At 58.5% G+C, this 16,284-nt stretch carries 12 protein-coding genes and 3 pseudogenes; 7 read left to right on the plus strand and 8 right to left on the minus strand.

The window, feature by feature from the left end:
- Nucleotides 1-252: 252 nt before the first annotated feature.
- Together AAFG16_RS08410 and AAFG16_RS08415 are read right to left on the minus strand one after the other, a co-directional pair.
- Nucleotides 253-909 carry a response regulator transcription factor gene (locus AAFG16_RS08410; RefSeq protein ID WP_342738665.1) on the minus strand — a complete coding sequence of 219 codons (657 nt, stop codon included), beginning with the start codon at nucleotides 907-909 and terminating at the stop codon, nucleotides 253-255.
- A 493-nt stretch (nucleotides 910-1,402) separates the two neighbouring features.
- Entirely contained in the window at nucleotides 1,403-2,302 is a 900-nt protein-coding gene (locus AAFG16_RS08415) for an AraC family transcriptional regulator (RefSeq protein ID WP_342738667.1), read from the minus strand.
- Between the two features lie 885 nt (nucleotides 2,303-3,187).
- Between AAFG16_RS08415 and AAFG16_RS08420 the strand changes: the two are divergent.
- Nucleotides 3,188-4,221: pseudogene (locus AAFG16_RS08420) on the plus strand (IS110 family transposase).
- Nucleotides 4,222-4,748: 527 nt separating this feature from the next.
- Here AAFG16_RS08420 and AAFG16_RS08425 read toward each other — a convergent pair.
- The 6 genes and pseudogenes from AAFG16_RS08425 to AAFG16_RS08450 all read right to left on the minus strand — a co-directional run bounded on the left by AAFG16_RS08425 (nucleotide 4,749) and on the right by AAFG16_RS08450 (nucleotide 10,382).
- Nucleotides 4,749-5,783, minus strand: coding sequence for an IS110 family transposase (locus tag AAFG16_RS08425; protein ID WP_342738669.1), 1,035 nt, complete (start codon nucleotides 5,781-5,783; stop codon nucleotides 4,749-4,751).
- A gap of 734 nt (nucleotides 5,784-6,517) precedes the next feature.
- A complete protein-coding gene (locus tag AAFG16_RS08430) occupies nucleotides 6,518-6,817 on the minus strand; it encodes a hypothetical protein (protein ID WP_342738671.1) in 300 nt (99 codons plus the stop codon).
- Between the two features lie 130 nt (nucleotides 6,818-6,947).
- On the minus strand, nucleotides 6,948-7,571 hold the full coding sequence (locus tag AAFG16_RS08435; protein WP_342738673.1) for a hydrolase: 624 nt from the start codon (nucleotides 7,569-7,571) through the stop codon (nucleotides 6,948-6,950).
- 77 nt (nucleotides 7,572-7,648) lie between these two features.
- Nucleotides 7,649-8,113, minus strand: a pseudogene (locus tag AAFG16_RS08440) (Rid family hydrolase).
- A 219-nt stretch (nucleotides 8,114-8,332) separates the two neighbouring features.
- Nucleotides 8,333-8,746, minus strand: a complete 414-nt coding sequence (locus tag AAFG16_RS08445; protein WP_342738675.1) for a cupin domain-containing protein — start codon at nucleotides 8,744-8,746, stop codon at nucleotides 8,333-8,335.
- A gap of 610 nt (nucleotides 8,747-9,356) precedes the next feature.
- Entirely contained in the window at nucleotides 9,357-10,382 is a 1,026-nt protein-coding gene (locus AAFG16_RS08450) for an IS110 family transposase (protein ID WP_271597371.1), read from the minus strand.
- Nucleotides 10,383-10,589: 207 nt separating this feature from the next.
- On the opposite strand from AAFG16_RS08450, the pseudogene AAFG16_RS08455 reads away from it, so the two are divergent.
- From AAFG16_RS08455 to ccmE, 6 genes and pseudogenes are all read left to right on the plus strand, one after another.
- A pseudogene (locus tag AAFG16_RS08455) lies at nucleotides 10,590-11,622 on the plus strand (IS110 family transposase).
- A gap of 1,730 nt (nucleotides 11,623-13,352) precedes the next feature.
- Nucleotides 13,353-14,123 carry a heme ABC transporter permease gene (locus AAFG16_RS08460; RefSeq protein WP_342738678.1) on the plus strand — a complete coding sequence of 257 codons (771 nt, stop codon included), beginning with the start codon at nucleotides 13,353-13,355 and terminating at the stop codon, nucleotides 14,121-14,123.
- Between the two features lie 67 nt (nucleotides 14,124-14,190).
- A complete protein-coding gene (locus tag AAFG16_RS08465; RefSeq protein WP_342740874.1) occupies nucleotides 14,191-14,280 on the plus strand; it encodes a hypothetical protein in 90 nt (29 codons plus the stop codon).
- A complete protein-coding gene (locus AAFG16_RS08470; protein ID WP_342738680.1) occupies nucleotides 14,277-14,900 on the plus strand; it encodes a DsbE family thiol:disulfide interchange protein in 624 nt (207 codons plus the stop codon). The genes AAFG16_RS08465 and AAFG16_RS08470 overlap by 4 nt, the downstream gene beginning before the upstream one ends.
- A 213-nt stretch (nucleotides 14,901-15,113) precedes the next feature.
- Entirely contained in the window at nucleotides 15,114-15,812 is a 699-nt protein-coding gene (gene ccmI, locus AAFG16_RS08475) for a c-type cytochrome biogenesis protein CcmI (protein WP_342738682.1), read from the plus strand.
- Between the two features lie 3 nt (nucleotides 15,813-15,815).
- Nucleotides 15,816-16,268, plus strand: a complete 453-nt coding sequence (gene ccmE / locus AAFG16_RS08480) for a cytochrome c maturation protein CcmE (RefSeq protein ID WP_342738684.1) — start codon at nucleotides 15,816-15,818, stop codon at nucleotides 16,266-16,268.
- The last annotated feature ends 16 nt before the right edge of the window (nucleotides 16,269-16,284 follow it).

The raw sequence follows: 16,284 nt of genomic DNA on the forward strand, positions 1-16,284 counted from the left end.
TGCAGTCAGCGTAACATAACGACAAGGCTCTGGATCGGCGATTATACGGCGGACGGGAAACACCACACTTCGGAACAATCGGTGCTATACTTTGGGATAACTGATGCAGAGCTTCTGACAGTCCAAGCCGGTTCTGGCTGGCCTGAAGTCTGACCCGGGGTCGTGCAGGGCCTTCGTGAGATCGGGAACATCGATTGAGTTGCGCAGCCAACAAGGTCCTCGCTGATGGAAACATATGCCATCGCAAAGCGATCAGGACCCTCGCGACTTTATGCCGAGCGTCTCCGCCATTTTGACAAGCTCGGCAAGCGATTGAGTACCCATCTTTTGCATCACATGGGCACGGTGCGCCTTTACGGTGATCTCAGCGACGCCTAGTTCGAAAGCGATCTGCTTGTTTCTTAAACCAGTGGTCACGAGAGCCAATACTTCTCGTTCGCGCGGGCTCAATCGCTCGTAACGCGACCTAAGGTCCGTGAGCCGCTGCTCAGTCTTCCGCCGCGTTCGATCCCGATCCAGCGCGATCGTCACCGCATCCAGCATGTCTTGCTCTCGGAACGGCTTGGTCAGAAAGTCCACAGCCCCTGCCTTCATGGCCTTGACCGACATCGGAATGTCGCCGTGGCCAGTCATGAAGATGATAGGAATCGAAGCGCTCTTTTTCGACAGCTCCGTTTGCAAATCGAGGCCGCCCAAACCCGGCAATCTGACATCAAGTACGAGGCAGCTCACCACGTCGGGGAACAAGCCGGTTTCGAGCAGTTCCGCGGCCGACCCAAACAGCTTGACCTTGAACCCGACTGAGCTGAAGAGAGCTCCCAGTGAATCGCGGAAGTCCTTGTCGTCGTCCACAACGACAATAGTTGTCTCCTCCGCTACCGCAAGCGTTCGAATAGAATGCTGCGCCACTGGTGCTTCTCTCCTGCACGCGAACAAATCGTGTGCTTCGCGAAGGTCATTCAACGCATGACGCGCACGCGAGTTCCAGGGTGGAACGCCGCATTATTAGTCGCGAGAAGTTCGCCTGGTTAATGATCGCCAGCGCCCAAGATTTGCGGAGCGCCCTAGAAGTAGGGCCGGAACGACGCCGTCTGTGCTTTGTGATTCGTTTTCGGCAAGATTCTTCCGGCGCGCAGCCACAGAATGACAAGATCGACCTCACAACTGCTGGCGGCTATGGGAGCATCGCAGGCCCAGATCTCCGTATCGGCGCGCGTTAACGGATTTGGCGGTCTGAGGACCTAGTGGGATTTAGGCGCTCGAAGCTACGGTTGCGGCAACGGCTGCGCCTAAGGCTGCCCCTCCTGGAGGCATCTCCTCAGCTGCTAACGGGCCGCGAAAGCCCGATCGTTCTCATCGCAATGTTGCGCCGAGATTCCTTCACCTCCCGATTAGTCTCCGGTCATTCTTCTGTCATACGAGAATCCAAGCTCCGGCGGTAATCGGCGGGTGCGATTCCTGTTGCCTTCCGGAACGCCGTCGCGAACGCGTTACGACTGTTAAAACCTAACGCTCGCCCGATCTCCGTCATCGAAGCCGACCGGCCCGCCAGCAGTAACTTAGCTTGCTCAACACGCTGGTTGGTCTGATAGCGATGTGGTGGCATTCCGAGAGATTGCTTGAATACCCGGCAGAAATGATGCGGACTGAGACGCACCAGCTGTGCCAATATGCGGATAGGTATTCGCTCATTGACATGCTCGCGGATGTAGGCGGTGACAAGCCGTTGCTGCCACGGGGCAAGGCCCCCTTGGAGTTGAGGTTTAATGCTGGGCAGCCCGAAAGTGAAGCGTACGAATTCGTGTATGAGCAGAGTACCGAGACTGCTGAAGTAGAGTGGGTCTGCTGCAGGGCCATCCACGAGCGCCTTCAGCTTGAGTGCGGTGTGGCAGAGTGTGTCGTCCTCGAATAGCAGACGTGGAGCTACCGAGGATCCAGCGAGACCTGGATTAGAAAGGCCCGAAAGCTTGTCCGGCTCGAAGTAGAAGTACATGAGCCGCATCTGGGAACCGCGCAGCTCGTGCCAGTCAAAAAATTCGCGGCCCGCCGGTACGAATGTCAGTTTCCGCTCGAGTTTTCGGAGCGCAGATCGCGGCAGCCCCTCCACGAATGTCTCTCCGTCCCGGCGCTCTCCCTTCTCGTACATCACGAGCATATGCATTGGAGCCCGGAAATGGTTTTGGATTTTGCCTCGTCCGGTGAATCGCACGGATTCGGCCGCCATTCCGCGCCCGTTTACCTTGAGGCGTGCCACGTCGTGGGAGGGAGAGATTTCAACGACAGGATGGATCGCGTCCGCCACGAGGTGACTGTCCAATCGGCGGGTTGTATCAAAAGCGGAGGAGGCATGGTCGTCTTCAATGTTTCGGGACCGGGTTATCGGGAGCAACACTTGCGAATTTGGAACCTGTTGCCGATCGTCATGGCCCCGCGAGGAATCGCGTAGCGTCTCCGAGTTGCTGCGTAAACGGACTTGGTGGAGTTTGACTCCCCGTTTGGGCGTCGGAAGTAGTAGGTTGCCTTCTGAGATCACTTCTCCTGTTCGCTTAAATTGCGTTCGTGCTGTCAACTGCCTTCTATCGGCTAGACGCATGGGTTCGACCTCCGGGTTCCTATTCAGGCCTTGTTCATCCGTTCGTTTGTCACGGTGGCGGTGACCGTGCGTGGGGAGCAGGTCGAGCGCCGGTTTTCTTCGCCCGAAATGCGCGGCGAATGGCTCGAGGTGAGCTTGCCGTGCGACAGCCTCGCCCTCAATTGCACTCGCATTTGCGCGTCTGATAGGAAGGGCGAAACCGGGATAAACCTTCGCGGAGCCGGACTGCGACTTTCGCATATCCAAGCTTCGACTTAGTTCGTGCGGGCCTGAATCACCAACGCGGAATTCTGAACCATCGTGCGCGCCCCGATTCTGCTAGATGTCTCTCAAAGTCGCGCGCATGCTACAAAGAAGCACAATACCAGAGAGGAGGGGCGGCGGGTCCTTGCCTGCAACGGCTGTTATTCCAGTTCCTATTGTGGGCGTGGACCCCAATTTTGGTGCAGCCCTACTTAGTCGCGCCGCCTAGCTAGATGCGGTAATGGGCCCGGCTCCGGAGCAAGGGGTCATGATGGTGGCTGTCCCCCGATAGATGATGAAACGGGGTCACGACTTGAGTCGGCCCCAAGCATCTGGAGACGGAGGACAGCCGTGGAGAATTATGCCGGAATCGACGTGTCATTGGAACTGTCGAGCGTGTGTGTTGTGGACGCCCAGGGTAAGATCCTGAAGGAAGCGAAGGTCGCAAGCGAACCCGACGCCTTAGTTGAGTTTTTTGAGACGCTCGGCTTTGCAGTGAAGCGGATCGGGCTGGAGGCTGGGCCGCTGTCGCAATGGCTGCATGCAGGCCTGAAAGGTGCAGGATTTGAAACAGTTCTGCTGGAAACGCGGTACGTGAAGGCCGCATTATCTGCAATGACGGTCAAGACGGATCGCAAGGATGCCGCGGGATCGCCCAGTTGATCCGGATGGGATGGTTTCGGCAGGTACACGCAAAGTCGGTTGATGCGCAAGAGATCCGGGCACTCCTGATCGCACGCAAACAGCTTCTCGGGCGGCTGATCGATGTAGAATTAAGTATCCGAGGGATTTTGCGCGGCTTCGGTCTGAAGGTTGGCCCGGTGACGCGAAGGAATTTCGAAGCGCGGATTCGAGAGTTGGTTGCAGGCCAGGCGACATTGGAGCGCATTGCTGGTGCGATGCTTTCGGCACGATCGGCCCTGAAGGCAGAATACGGAAGACTACACAAGGCTGTGCTGGCAATTGTGCGTGATGATGCAGTCTGCCGCCGGCTTATGACAGTACCAGGCGTTGGTCCCCTGGTGGCCATCACCTACAAATCGGCGATTGATGATCCTCATCGCATTGTAAAGTCAAAGGCAGCAGGCGCGCTGTTCGGGCTCACGCCAAAGAAATATCAATCGGGAGAAAAGGACGTCACGGGCGGAATCACGCTGGCCGGCGATGAGACGGTGCGGACGGCCTTGTATGAAGCCGCCAACGTTCTGCTATCGCGCATCACGCGGTTCTCAAAACTCAAACGCTGGGGGATGGACGTCGCCAAGCGGAGAGGCTCGAAGCGCGCAAAGGTCGCCTTGGCACGCAAGCTCGCAGTGATCCTGCATCGGATCTGGGTCGATGGCACGACTTACCGATGGGCCGAAGCGGGCTCAATCGCAGCATAGAAGACGTGGAGGAGATCAAGAACGCAACCGGGATGAACTGAAGCCCGGTGCCCGAAGTCCCGTCGCCGGGACGGTGGATGCGGTGAAGCCGTTACACGCCCAGTGGCGTCGTCCGACGAACCACGCGTATCTAGATAGGCTCACCGCTCCCTCTGACAGCATGATGTGGCGGCCAGGCGTCGACCACGAACAGAAGCATGAGCTCGGCGGCGTGGCGTTCACTCGGGAGGCTTGACATCATCGGGCCCATTACAGAAGGGCGTGTACTCATCTGTGGACGCCCCGCGAGATGCAAGCGATTTTTGAAGAAGATCGGCACTTAGTCGGATGCTGCCATCTGTCCGGCCTCTGATGGTGCAGCGATGAAGCTGCGGGCCCGTATGGGAGTTCGCGGACCGAAACCAAATCATAAACGCGTGCTCTGGGCATGATGGGTACACCTGGTTCTTCCGGCCCCGTCTCGCCGACTGTTGCGCCATACCCTCCTTCGACCGACTACATCTCTGACGACCTCAGGCCCACCAAGATCAAGCCTTGGCTGAGACCGGAGCCCTGTAGTTTTCGCGCTTTACAAGTAACGCCCAGACGATCCGGGCCATCTTGTTCGCAAGCGCGACCGTTACCAGCATGCGAGGTTTGCGAGTCAACATCTGTTCGAGCCAGGAACCCTTCGGCGCTCCGCGTTTGCTCGCCTGTTGCACAACAGCGCTGCTGCCGATGATGAGGAAGCGCCTGAGCGTTCGCTCCCCCATCTTGGACGTCGCGCCAAGCTTCTGCTTGCCACCCGTCGATTTTTGAAGAGGCGTGAGGCCCAACCAGGCGGCAAAGTCGCGGCCCTTGGCGAAGGTCTCGATCGGCGGCGCTAGGGCGGCGATCGCGGTGGCGGAGATCGGGCCGATGCCAGGAATGGTCATCAGCCTGCGCGATACCTCGTCCTCGCGAGCGCGCCGCGCGATCTCCTTGTCGAGATCCGCGATCTTGCCATTCAACTCGGCGAGAAGGTCTAGCATCACTCGGAACATGGGACGGGCCGCTTCGGGAAGGGAGCTGGCCATCGCTTCTTCCTCGATCAGGTCGGCAAGCGTCGCCACATGCGATGGCCACTTGGGCGCTATCCAACCATATTCCGTGAGGTGTCCTCGGATCGCATTGATGAGCTGGGTTCGTTGCCGCACCATCAGGTCCCGGGTTCGAAACACCAGACCCGCAGCCTGTTGCTCTTCACTCTTCACGGCAACGAACCGCATGCTCGGCCGCTGCGCAGCTTCGCAGATTGCCTCAGCATCGATCGCGTCGTTCTTTTGCCGCTTTACAAACGGCTTTACATAAGCGGGCGGGATCAGCCGAACCTCATGGCCAAGCTGCGTGAGCTGTCGGGCCCAGTGATGGGCTCCGCCACATGCCTCTAAAGCTACCGTGCAACTCGGCTGGGCTGCGAAGAAATCCAAGAGCTTTCCTCGGCTGATCCGTTTGCTGAATACAGCCCGTCCTTTCCCGTCCGCTCCATGAACGTGGAAAACATGCTTAGCGATATCCAGACCGATTGTGCTAACCTGCAACACGGACGCCTCCCTTAAGTGGTGCTAAACACCTCCACTTTGGCACATCGATGCCGTCGGCGGGGCGTCCACCCCATCATAAAGGCGCAGACGTCGGCTTTTTGCGATCTAAGCTGAAATTTCTGCTCAATCAGAGCTTTGCCCGGCTTGACCCATCTCCGACATGACAGCCAAAGAGCGTGAATAAACTACCCGGCTTTGCCGTCGATGGTGCCGGCACCAGCGCCGAAGGCTATCACGTAGAGGAACCACCCGTCATCGCTAGATTCTTGTGTCCGCGATCCAAATTGCCGCATTCGGTAGCGGAACATGCACGCTCCCGCAATATTGCGCGAAGAGGTATGGATTGAGCAGCTGATTGATGCCGTCACAGATGAAAAGGCTCGACATCAATAAGCGTGCGAGCGGAGGCACGTAAGTTTTGAGATTTCCGCAAGCGTCGCCGACTCGGCAGTGGGAGTTTCGGTACGACGATGATGTGGAGCATGACCTTGCAACACCTGCGAGGGAAATTAACTCTCGCCATAGAGTCGACAGACGATCGTTATTGCCGCCCCGCCGTGTGATGCCGTAGCGAGGAATGCCATCAGCCGCATCGCCGGGCCGGAGCCGTCCGGCATGAGCCTGCGGTAGGCTCATTCGTATGGGGGTCATTCGGTTCTTTCCTCGGATCTGAAGCCTTAGCACCCCAGCCTCTTCAGTTAAGCCCAAACGGAAAACCTACCGAAAACGTACAGCTAAGGAAGACCTGCAGCTGCAGCAGTATCCCGGTCGGCTTGCTTCTGTCGAACAATTGCGAGCTGTTGGCTGCATACACCAAAGTCGCTGCTGTGAGCGCGTATACCGACCGTTTCACAGAATGCGACATTTTCAGTTGCGATCTCGCGATCGAGGTGGAGTTTCGCGTTGGCCCGCATCGCGGGAGCGGAGATGAAAATGACGTACGCACCAAACGACACGAGCACGGCAAAGAACAATGAAAGCGGACGCCACGAACCCTGACTACTGTCGACAGCATTGGCATTGACATCGATCATCATAGAGTTCCTTCCAAATGGCTTTCACGATGAGATATTCGCAGTGTGATTTCCCGCGCTCGGAATCCTGCCCCATGTACCAGCGCGCAGGTGCCTAGGTACAATTTCAATAAATAATCAGCGCGTTTCATTACGCAGGCTTGATCATCTCTCGCGCATAAGCCAGGCCGATACCGTAGCCGCCGCCATGAGCCTCGACGATCGCTCGCGCTCCATCGTAGGTCGCATGCCGGGTCCAGTCGCGCTGAAGCTCCAGAAGCACCTGGATCCACGACATCGGCTTCGCGCCCGCCGCTTCCATGCGTCGCAGGGCCAGATCGTGACTGACTGGAGTGAGCCCGCCGCAAGCGTCGCCGACGACATGTACCTCATACCCAGCGGCGAGAGCGGAGAGCACAGGAAAGGTCACGCACGCTTCCGTTAACAGTCCCGAGAAGATCAGCTTCCGCCGCCCGGTTGCGACGATTGCGCCGCGCGCAGCGTCGTCCTCCCACATGTTCATATTACGGCGATCGATCGCAACCACTTCGGGAATCGCGGCCTGAATTGCGGGCATCAGAGGACCGCTGTAGACCTTTGTGGCAGACGTGGACACCACGATCGGTATGCCGAAAGCAGTGGCAGTGCGCGCTAGAGCGATCACGTTATTCAGAAGCATTTGGCGATCGATCGATCCCACACCGAAAGCAAGTCCGGCTTGTTGATCGACCAGCACCAAGGCACAATCCTTCGGCTCGATCAGGATTTCGGACATTGTTCTCTCGGTTTTAGGTCCTTGGGTCACGATTTCACTACCTCCAAATCGGGGCTTCATCATCGCGCCTTTCGCTTCTACTCCCAGCAGATAGCCTTGAAAGTGATTTCGATGAGCTGTTGAGGAAAGGCCAGCCTCGGCACACCGATCAGGTTGCTGGCGCACAGAGGTCGTGCTGTGCCGTAGGCCTCCTTGCGCACGTTGCCCGCGACGGCGAATGCGGCGTCGACATCGAGGACATAGAGCGTCTCCTCGACGACGTTGTCCAGCGTCGCCCCGAAGCGCGCTAGAAGCTTGGCGGCATTGGCTTAAGTCACCCGCATCTGCTGTTCCATCATCGAAAAGTCGGCCGGCTTGCCGGATTCATCGAGAGAAGCAGGCGCGATCAGGTTCCCCTTCTCGTCGTGGCTGAGCTGGCCGGAGACATGGATCGTGCCACCAACCTTGATCGCCTGTGCGTATCCGTAGGCATCTTCCCATGGCACACCGAAATAGTTGGCTTCTTTCCCATTCAAGGCGGCCTTTACGTCCTTGCTTTTCATATCGAGCCTCATAGCGTCTCAATCTCGCATCGCGTCTCGGTGGTGGCACTGAATGCCGGTGCGACGATGCCTTGGAGCGTGACCTTGCAACGGTGGCGAGGAAAATCACCTCTCGCCACAGAGTCGATAGTCGTTCACTATTACCGCCGCGTCGCGTGATGCCGTAGCGGAATGCCACTAGCCGCATCAAAACCGCTGCACACTTTTCCGGATCAAGCTCTAGGCGAGCGCTATGCCGAAATCCGCTGGGTTGGGCTCCCTGCCGTCCTTTGGGACCAAGAAGCGCTCCAACCCACCCGGTACGAAACTGACGAGCAGGGTCGCCTGGTCGCCGACCACCTCGATCGTATGCGGTATACCGCGGGGAAGAGCCGCGTAGGCGCCTGGCCCCACCTCGACGCGGTTATCGCCGACCCGCGCAATGAGCTTCCCCTCAACCACGAAGACGAGCTCGTCCTCGCGCGAGTGGGTGTGGAGTGGTGGCTCCTCTCCGGCCCGCACCTTCCACAGGACAGCGCCATAGTCGCCGCCGGACTGACTGCTCTCCACTTTCAACTCGATGGCCGAGCCTTTGCTCAACGTCACCGTCTGACCGCCCTTGGCCGCCGTGAGAACTGGCTTTTGGACTGGCATTTCTAACCTCCTGTTGTCGACTGTCGATTGTCGCGCTTGCCTCATGGCCCAGCCCGACCGAACCGCGCAGTGCTGCCTGCCACAGCACAGCGGCCTTAATTGCATACTGCGGGGTGGAGGATGCCGCCGCGGCCCGAGAAAGGGAAATGTCGTGTGACTATCTATCCGATAACCATTTATCATAGACCTTCAATTCGGGCGGCGATTGCGTCGCGCGGCGCCGCCCGCTGCGCTTGCCCTGGCCACTTCGCCCTATCTTCAATCCAAGTTCTCTCCGTTGCCTCAGATTCCGCCGGGACGTAGTGCACGGCGATGACGCATGCGATCGACAGATAGAGACACACAACACCTGAGCGAAGGGGCTGCTTCTGATGCTGTTGTCTAATCGCTGCCGGGGCGTCAAGCATATAATCGCTGAGGAGACACTGCCGGGTGCATGGTTGTCTTCGCGGTCGGCATCAGCCGCCGCATGATGGAGCTTCGCGGGACGAGCCTTCAATGTGGACGACGCACTTTGCTGAGTCAGCAGTGCAACAGCATCAGCGGAATGGCTCGGCTCACGTCCCGGCAGGGACGCCTTAGGCGTTCGGGTTCCGAACGCGATCTGGACTTATGCAGCGGCTCCGGCGTTCGGGTTAAACAGCTCGCCGGTCTTAAGCATCGTATGCATTATTACCGCCAGTTTGCGGGCCACAGCCACGGCAGCTCTCTTGAAGCCGATCCTCTCCCGAAGCTGCAGACCCCATGTGCGCAGCGTGCTGTGAGTTGAGCTGCGCGTCAGAATGACCGCTGCCGCTTCGTAGAGAAGCCCTCGCAAAGGGCGGTCGCCACGTCGGGATATATGGCCGTCATAATCGACTTCTCCGGATTGGTAGCGGCGCGTTGTTAGGCCGATCCACGCGCCAACAGATCGGGATTTCCTGAAGTTGTCAGGCTCCTCAATAGCGGTGGTAAAGGAGGTCGCGGTGATAGCACCGATTCCAGGAATCGACATGAGGATGCGGCAAGCACGACTTTGGCGCGCGTCCCGCACCAATTGGCGCCCGAGTTCGGCGGCGCGGAGGCGAATGCCGCGCCAGGCTTCCAGCATCGGCAGCACAATGGATGCAAGTCTGTCCTGGTCGGCAAGAAGGCTCCGCACATTCTTCTCGAAGGTGCTTCCTTTTCCGGCGGGAACGAGCAGACCGAAGGTTTTCATGACGCCGCGGATCTGATTGGAAAGCTCGGTAGTGATTCGGACCAGCCGCGTCCGCGCTGCGACAAGCGTGCGGGTCAGCATGCTGTCGAATCCCTTCACACGCACCTCACGAAAGAATCCGACTTCCGCGAGTTGCGCCAGGCCATCGGCGTCGTTTGCGTCCGTCTTATTGGTCGCCATATCGAGCGCCGCTTTAGCATGGCGCGCGTCGATACAGATCGCCGGCAGCCCTTCGGTGTGCAGAGAATGATAGAACCATACCGATAGCGGTCCGGTCTCGAATACGACGCGTTTCACGGATGGCGCCCGCTTGCGGATGAGCTCGGCGACGATACTCGGATCAGTTGCGCACTTGCCGCGCCAGATCCGCTGACCTCCTCGGCGGATCGAGACTGCCGTCTCTTTCATCGACACGTCGAGACCAATATATTCTTCCATGGCTGTTCTCCATTCGATGCTTGGGCCCGGCGTCCAGTCGTGAGCCCGTATTTCCATCCTATCGGGGAACAGCCACCAGTTTCCATTCTCGGTTGATCGGGGGCGACTCGCTCCTGCGATTACCCCATGTGGACGGCTCCTCCACCGGCACGAGAGTGCCATGGAGTGGGCGCCGTGTAAGGCTCCCACGTTTCGGAGGAGCTGCCTATGCAGACGATAGCAACGATTGATCTCGACATCGCGAAGTCGGTTTTTCAGGTGCATGACGTTGATGCGGCTGGGCAAGTGGTTGTCCGCCGTCAGTTGAAGCGTCGGCAAGTTTTGACGTTCTTTGAGAAGCTGCCGGGTTGCTTCATTGGGATCGAGGCGTGTGCGTCATCGCATTACTGGGCGCGTGAGCTGCAGGCGATTGGGCACATCGTGCGGCTGATACCGCCGGCCTACGTTAAGCCGTATGTCAAACGACAGAAGAATGACGCGGCCGACGCTGAGGCTATTTGCGAAGCGGTCACGAGGCCCAACATGCGGTTCGTGCCGATTAAGACAATTGAGCAGCAGGGCTGCCTGGTCCTTCATCGCACGCGCCATCTCTTAATTCGCCAGCAAACTGCCCACCATCAACTCGATCCGAGCGCATCTCGCAGAATTTGGGATCGTCGCGCCGGTCAGGCGTCGAGGTGTAGAGCACCTGCACGAAGTCGTCGCCGACACTAATGACGCCCGGGTGTCAGAGGCTGCGCGAGCGTGTGTTGCCATTCTCGGGGTCCAGCTGCGGCAGCTCAAGGCCCAGATTCTGGATCTCGATTGTCGGATCCTGGCTTGGCATCGATCGAGCGAGGCTAGTCGGCGGCTCAATCACATTCCTGGCGTCGGCCCACTGCTGGCCACGGCTCTCGTGGCGAGCATTGCCGAACCCAAGGTGTTCCGGTCAGGTCGGGACTTCTCAGCCTGGATCGGGCTGCTTCCGAAGCAAAACTCGAGCGGTGGCAAGGAAAAGCTCGGCAACATCAGCAAACGAGGGGATCGCTATTTGCGTAGCCTGTTCACGGCCAGAGCGCTGGCTGTCATCCGCTATGCCAAAATCCATGGGACCAAGCATCGGCCCTAGCTTGTGGCATTGCTGGCGAGGAGGCCGACCAAGGTTGCGGCTATTGCCCTTGCGAACAAGCTTGCGCGGATTGCGTGGGCCCTGATGACGAAAGGTAGCCGGTACCGGCAACCCGCCGCGCTTATGGTCTAAAGAGATCGCGTCGGGCGTCCGACGTGATGTGACGGTTGGAAAGGGGCAAACAGCACGTAATGCAGAGCCGGTCGATTTGGCGATCAGGACAACCCACACGGGCCACAGCATCATCGTATGCGAGGTTTTGACCGGGACCTGATCCGCGGAGGGCATTATGACCAGCGGCCAAGTGTGCCGCGCTCAAAGGCCGAACACATGGCTGCTCCGACCAATCCTGCAGACGTGAAGAAAGTCCTTGCCAACCCGGAGCCGTCCACACATAGCCCCTTAGCGGACTTTCACTTGAGCACCGTCGATGTCTGCCTTTGAGGGCACTGCGAACTTCGCCATCCCGGACGATGCTCGAATTATGAGTACACGCCGTAGTCCGACCTGAAGCAAGTCGAGTCTGAGGTGGTAGCATCGCGTCCGCCCTGGCTTGCGACCTTTCGAGTGCAACCGAGATGCGTTCCTAATCTTCTCGCGGTCACAACAATATCGGCCACTCATGGTTGGCGCGAGATCCCTGACGAGTTCGATCAGGGAGGGTGGCTTCGAAGACGCGTGGCCGATTGTCTACCGGTGCACTGGACCGCGATGGCCATTTAGAAAGGTACCGATGATTGCGGCCCCCCTGACCACGCATTTTCTACCGGGCTCATGAGACCTGGTAAGCCGATTTCGATCTCCCTAACTCCCATCGTGCTGGTCATGATCGTAGGCCTGCAGGATGCGGACAAAGTCGGCCATGCTGGATTGATCCCGATTTTCGGCCATAGGCCCAAGTTGTGTGTTGGGCGCTGGCGGGCTCCCTCGCCAAAACCAGATTAGGAGATGCGCGATGTTTTTCATGGCCGGTTCTCCGCAGCGAATCATCGAACTAAGGGCTTGCGGGATCGGCGAAGCACGTTTCGGTCAGGGGAAAGGTCGGTCGGGCGCTACGCCGCCGGCCTTATCCTGCAACTGCCTGCTCGCGGGCCGGTTCCGTTGCGTTTCATTCCGTATCAACAGCTAGCACGGAGCGCGTGATTGACGCTATTGGGCGCAGGTATCAAGTGACAGTACAGACGTATTGGTTGAATAAAACGCCAGTCTAATCGGAATGGGCAGTACGCAAAAGGAGGGCCGCCTGCGTTGCCACAAGCGGCCCAAGTCTAGGGAGGCGCCCAAGGTGGGCAGCGATGGCGGGGGGAGGGGAGGACCATCGCGGCTTTATACATACGATGATCGCGACCGGCGGCTCAATTGAACGCCGGTACAGAACCAGTCATCCAAATGGAACGAGGGTCCTATACGAAAGCTTAAGGCGCTCCCTCCACACGACGAACCGCTTCTGCAGACATAAGCCGCTAGCTTTACCGCACTCGACTATCCGCCTGGCCATAACTGCCCCTCCGAGTCCAGCGCCGCGAGCGAGGAGTGCGAATAGCTATTGCATGCTTCGATCATCATCACGATAGGCATGCGTCAGACGCGAGGCCGTTTCTCCAGCTGATCGAGGATCAGAGCGTGGCTAAATCCACTTCGTGCAAAGTCCGCGCGATGGACTAAGCGGACCTCTTGATAGAAATGTCTAATCTCCGATCTTCGGGCATCGAAATGATAACCGAGGGTAATTTGCGAACCCGTGCCGCGTGTGATGCAATACTCATCGGCTTTGCAGGCGAAATGAGAGCAGATCCCTACGCGAGTTGCGTTAGGAAGCGAGCGATTCCCCGCCTGCGGGTTGGCTTCGAGGAGATCGAAAGTTGAAGCTGAGCTTTAGCGCCTATAGCAACCCAGGCAATTTCGTGCGCCTCGCCGCAAAGCTGCTGCCTTTGCTTTGGGGTTCGACAGCAATCGCCTTCGCGATTGGTCTATTTGGAACGTTCGACGCGCCCCCCGACTACCAGCAAGGTGAGACTGCGAGAATTATGTACATCCACGTCCCCGCCGCCTGGACCGCCATGCTTGCCTATTCATTCATGGCGATGTCTGCGTTCGGATCCTTGGTATGGCGTCATCCACTCGCCGATGCGGCTCAAAAGGCGGCAGCGCCCCTCGGCGCAGCTTTCACTTTCATTTGCCTCGTCACGGGCTCGCTATGGGGCAAACCAATGTGGGGCACTTATTGGGTCTGGGACGCACGGCTCACCTCCATGCTGGTTCTGCTTCTCATTTATCTCGGTCTCATCGCGCTCTGGCAGACAATCGAGGACCCGAGTAGGGCGGCACGAGCAGTTTCGATTATGACCCTGGTGGGTCTTATCGATATTCCGATTGTGAAGTTCTCGGTTGATTGGTGGAACACGCTTCACCAGCCGGCGTCGGTGTTCCGGATGGAGGGCGCGGCGATCGCTGGCTCGATGCTCTGGCCGCTGATTGTTATGGCGCTCGCATACACGCTCTTGTTCGTGACGCTCCACGTTATGTCAGTTCGCAACGAGATAATGCGACGCCGAGCCCGGCGGCTTGCGATCACGCAGGCGGCCAGTGGCGAAACGGCGATTCGCATGCTGGCTGCCGAATTAGGTTCCTGAACCTATGTTGCGGCATGACGGATTCATAATGGCGGCATTTTTGGTGACGGGCACCGTCCTGGCGGGAATGATCGTGGCGATTCTTATCGACTATGGTCTTCAGCGCCGTACCTTGGCTCGCCTTCTCGATCACTCGGATCGGCGGGGTCGCGCATGAGCAACATCCCGACCTCAACTCACCTATCATTGAGCGCGTCGACGCGTCGACGCGCACTGGCCCGCTTGTGGGTGGTTATCCCTTTATTGGTCTTCTGCGGAATCGCGGCATTGTTTCTAGTGCGGCTCGGGGCAGGTGATCCTTCACTGGTGCCCTCTGCTCTGATCGGCAGGTCAGTGCCGCAATTTGCGCTGATGCCGCTCGAAGGGCTTTCAACAACCGGTCCACCTGGTTTGTCGAGCGCAGATTTGCGGCGAGGGCACGTGACAATCTTGAACGTGTTCGCATCATGGTGTGTTGAATGTCGGGAAGAAGCAGGGGCCCTGATGGCGTTGGCAAGCGACCCCACGCTGCAGCGGCGGGGCGTGAAACTCTCCGGGATTGTCTACAAAGACGATCCCAAAAGTGCGCTGGCCTATCTTGCCGCTCACGGCAACCCGTTCGCACAGGTCGGCACTGATCGCTCGGGCCGAACGGGGATCGATTTCGGTGTCTATGGCGTTCCCGAGACCTACGTGATCAAGGGTGATGGCACCATTGCGTACAAACTGGTTGGTGGCATCTCGGACGCAAGCCGGCCTGGTTTGATGGCCGCGATTGCCGAGGCTGAGCGTCTATGACGACTGCATTGCACGCTCTCCATCCTTCCGGGGGTGAATGCAAGAAGGAGCGTTTCTTGCCTCAGCATTGTAGTGCTTCGTCCGCAACATTGTTCGGTAATTCCGAGTGGGCAATGAAAGCGGCACAGTCAGGTGGTACGAGCCTCAATGGCGGCGCATGTCGGCGGGTGGTGCGCTGTGCGATAGCGAGGACGAACGGAGGTCTTTGAAGACGTGCTGTGGGCCATTTTTGCAATGATGACGTCGTCAGTCGTGCTGGCGCTGGCCCGGCCGCTCTCAGAGCGGCGCAAGGCCTTTCGCGCGCGCGATCCCGACGTGACGTTCTATCGCGATCTTCTAACCGAAGCGGATGAGGACGTGCGCAGCGGAATGCTAGTACCTGAGGAATCTGTGACGACTCGCGCCGAGATCGAGCGCCGGCTACTCGCGTCACTCAACTCGGCGCCCGAGAGCTGGTCGCATACGTCGCACCGCAGAGGTCAGCGACGCGCCGCAGCGGCTTTGGCGATCGTCTTAGTCCTGCCGCTCGTCGCGCTCGCGTCGTACCTCAAGGTCGGCGCTCCCGGCCAGCCTGACATTCCGATCGCATCGAGGCCGTCCAATGCAGATTTTAGCCTCGCTGCCGCGGTTCGTGACATCCACGTTGGCCAAGCCCGAGCTGACATTGAAGGGCTTCCTCCAGAGCAACGAAGCAACGCGATCCGGGGAATGGTAGCGGAGCTCGCCGAGAAGCTCTCGAAGGACGGCCATCACCTTCAAGGATGGTTGCTACTTATTAGGTCTTACGTGGCATTGGGTGAGCGAAAAAAGGCCGAGGCGGCTGTCGCAACCGCACGTGCTCAGCTCGCAGGCGATGCGCAAGCGTCGTCCCGCGTGGATGAACTCGTCCGACAGCTTCGTTTAGAGGAGTAGATCTTGACGCGAAAGGGCAGGCGCCTCGCTATCATCGGCGCAGCTGGGGTCACTTTGGCGATGGCGATAGGGCTCATCCTGTTCGCGTTGCGTGACAGTATCGTCTTCTTTTATGGGCCGAGCGAACTGGCCGCAAACGCGCCGCAGCCAGGCACCCGGCTGCGCATCGGCGGCCTAGTGAAACGTGGTTCACTTACTCATGAGGGTTCGTCGACTGTCATCTTCGCGGTGACAGACCTAAAGCACGATGTCAAAGTCAGCTACACCGGATTTTTGCCGGATCTCTTCCGTGAAGGACAGGGCATCGTCGCTGAGGGCACCGTGGAAGGACCGAGCCTTTTTCATGCCGACACTGTGCTAGCAAAACACGACGAGCGATATATGCCTAAAGAGGTAGCTGACAAGCTCAAGCAAGAAGGTACTTGGCGCAACGAAAGATCTGCGCGAGCGCAATAGCGCCGCGCCCACGAAA

Origin of the sequence: Bradyrhizobium sp. B117, from assembly GCF_038969555.1 — a bacterium.
GTDB lineage: Bacteria > Pseudomonadota > Alphaproteobacteria > Rhizobiales > Xanthobacteraceae > Bradyrhizobium.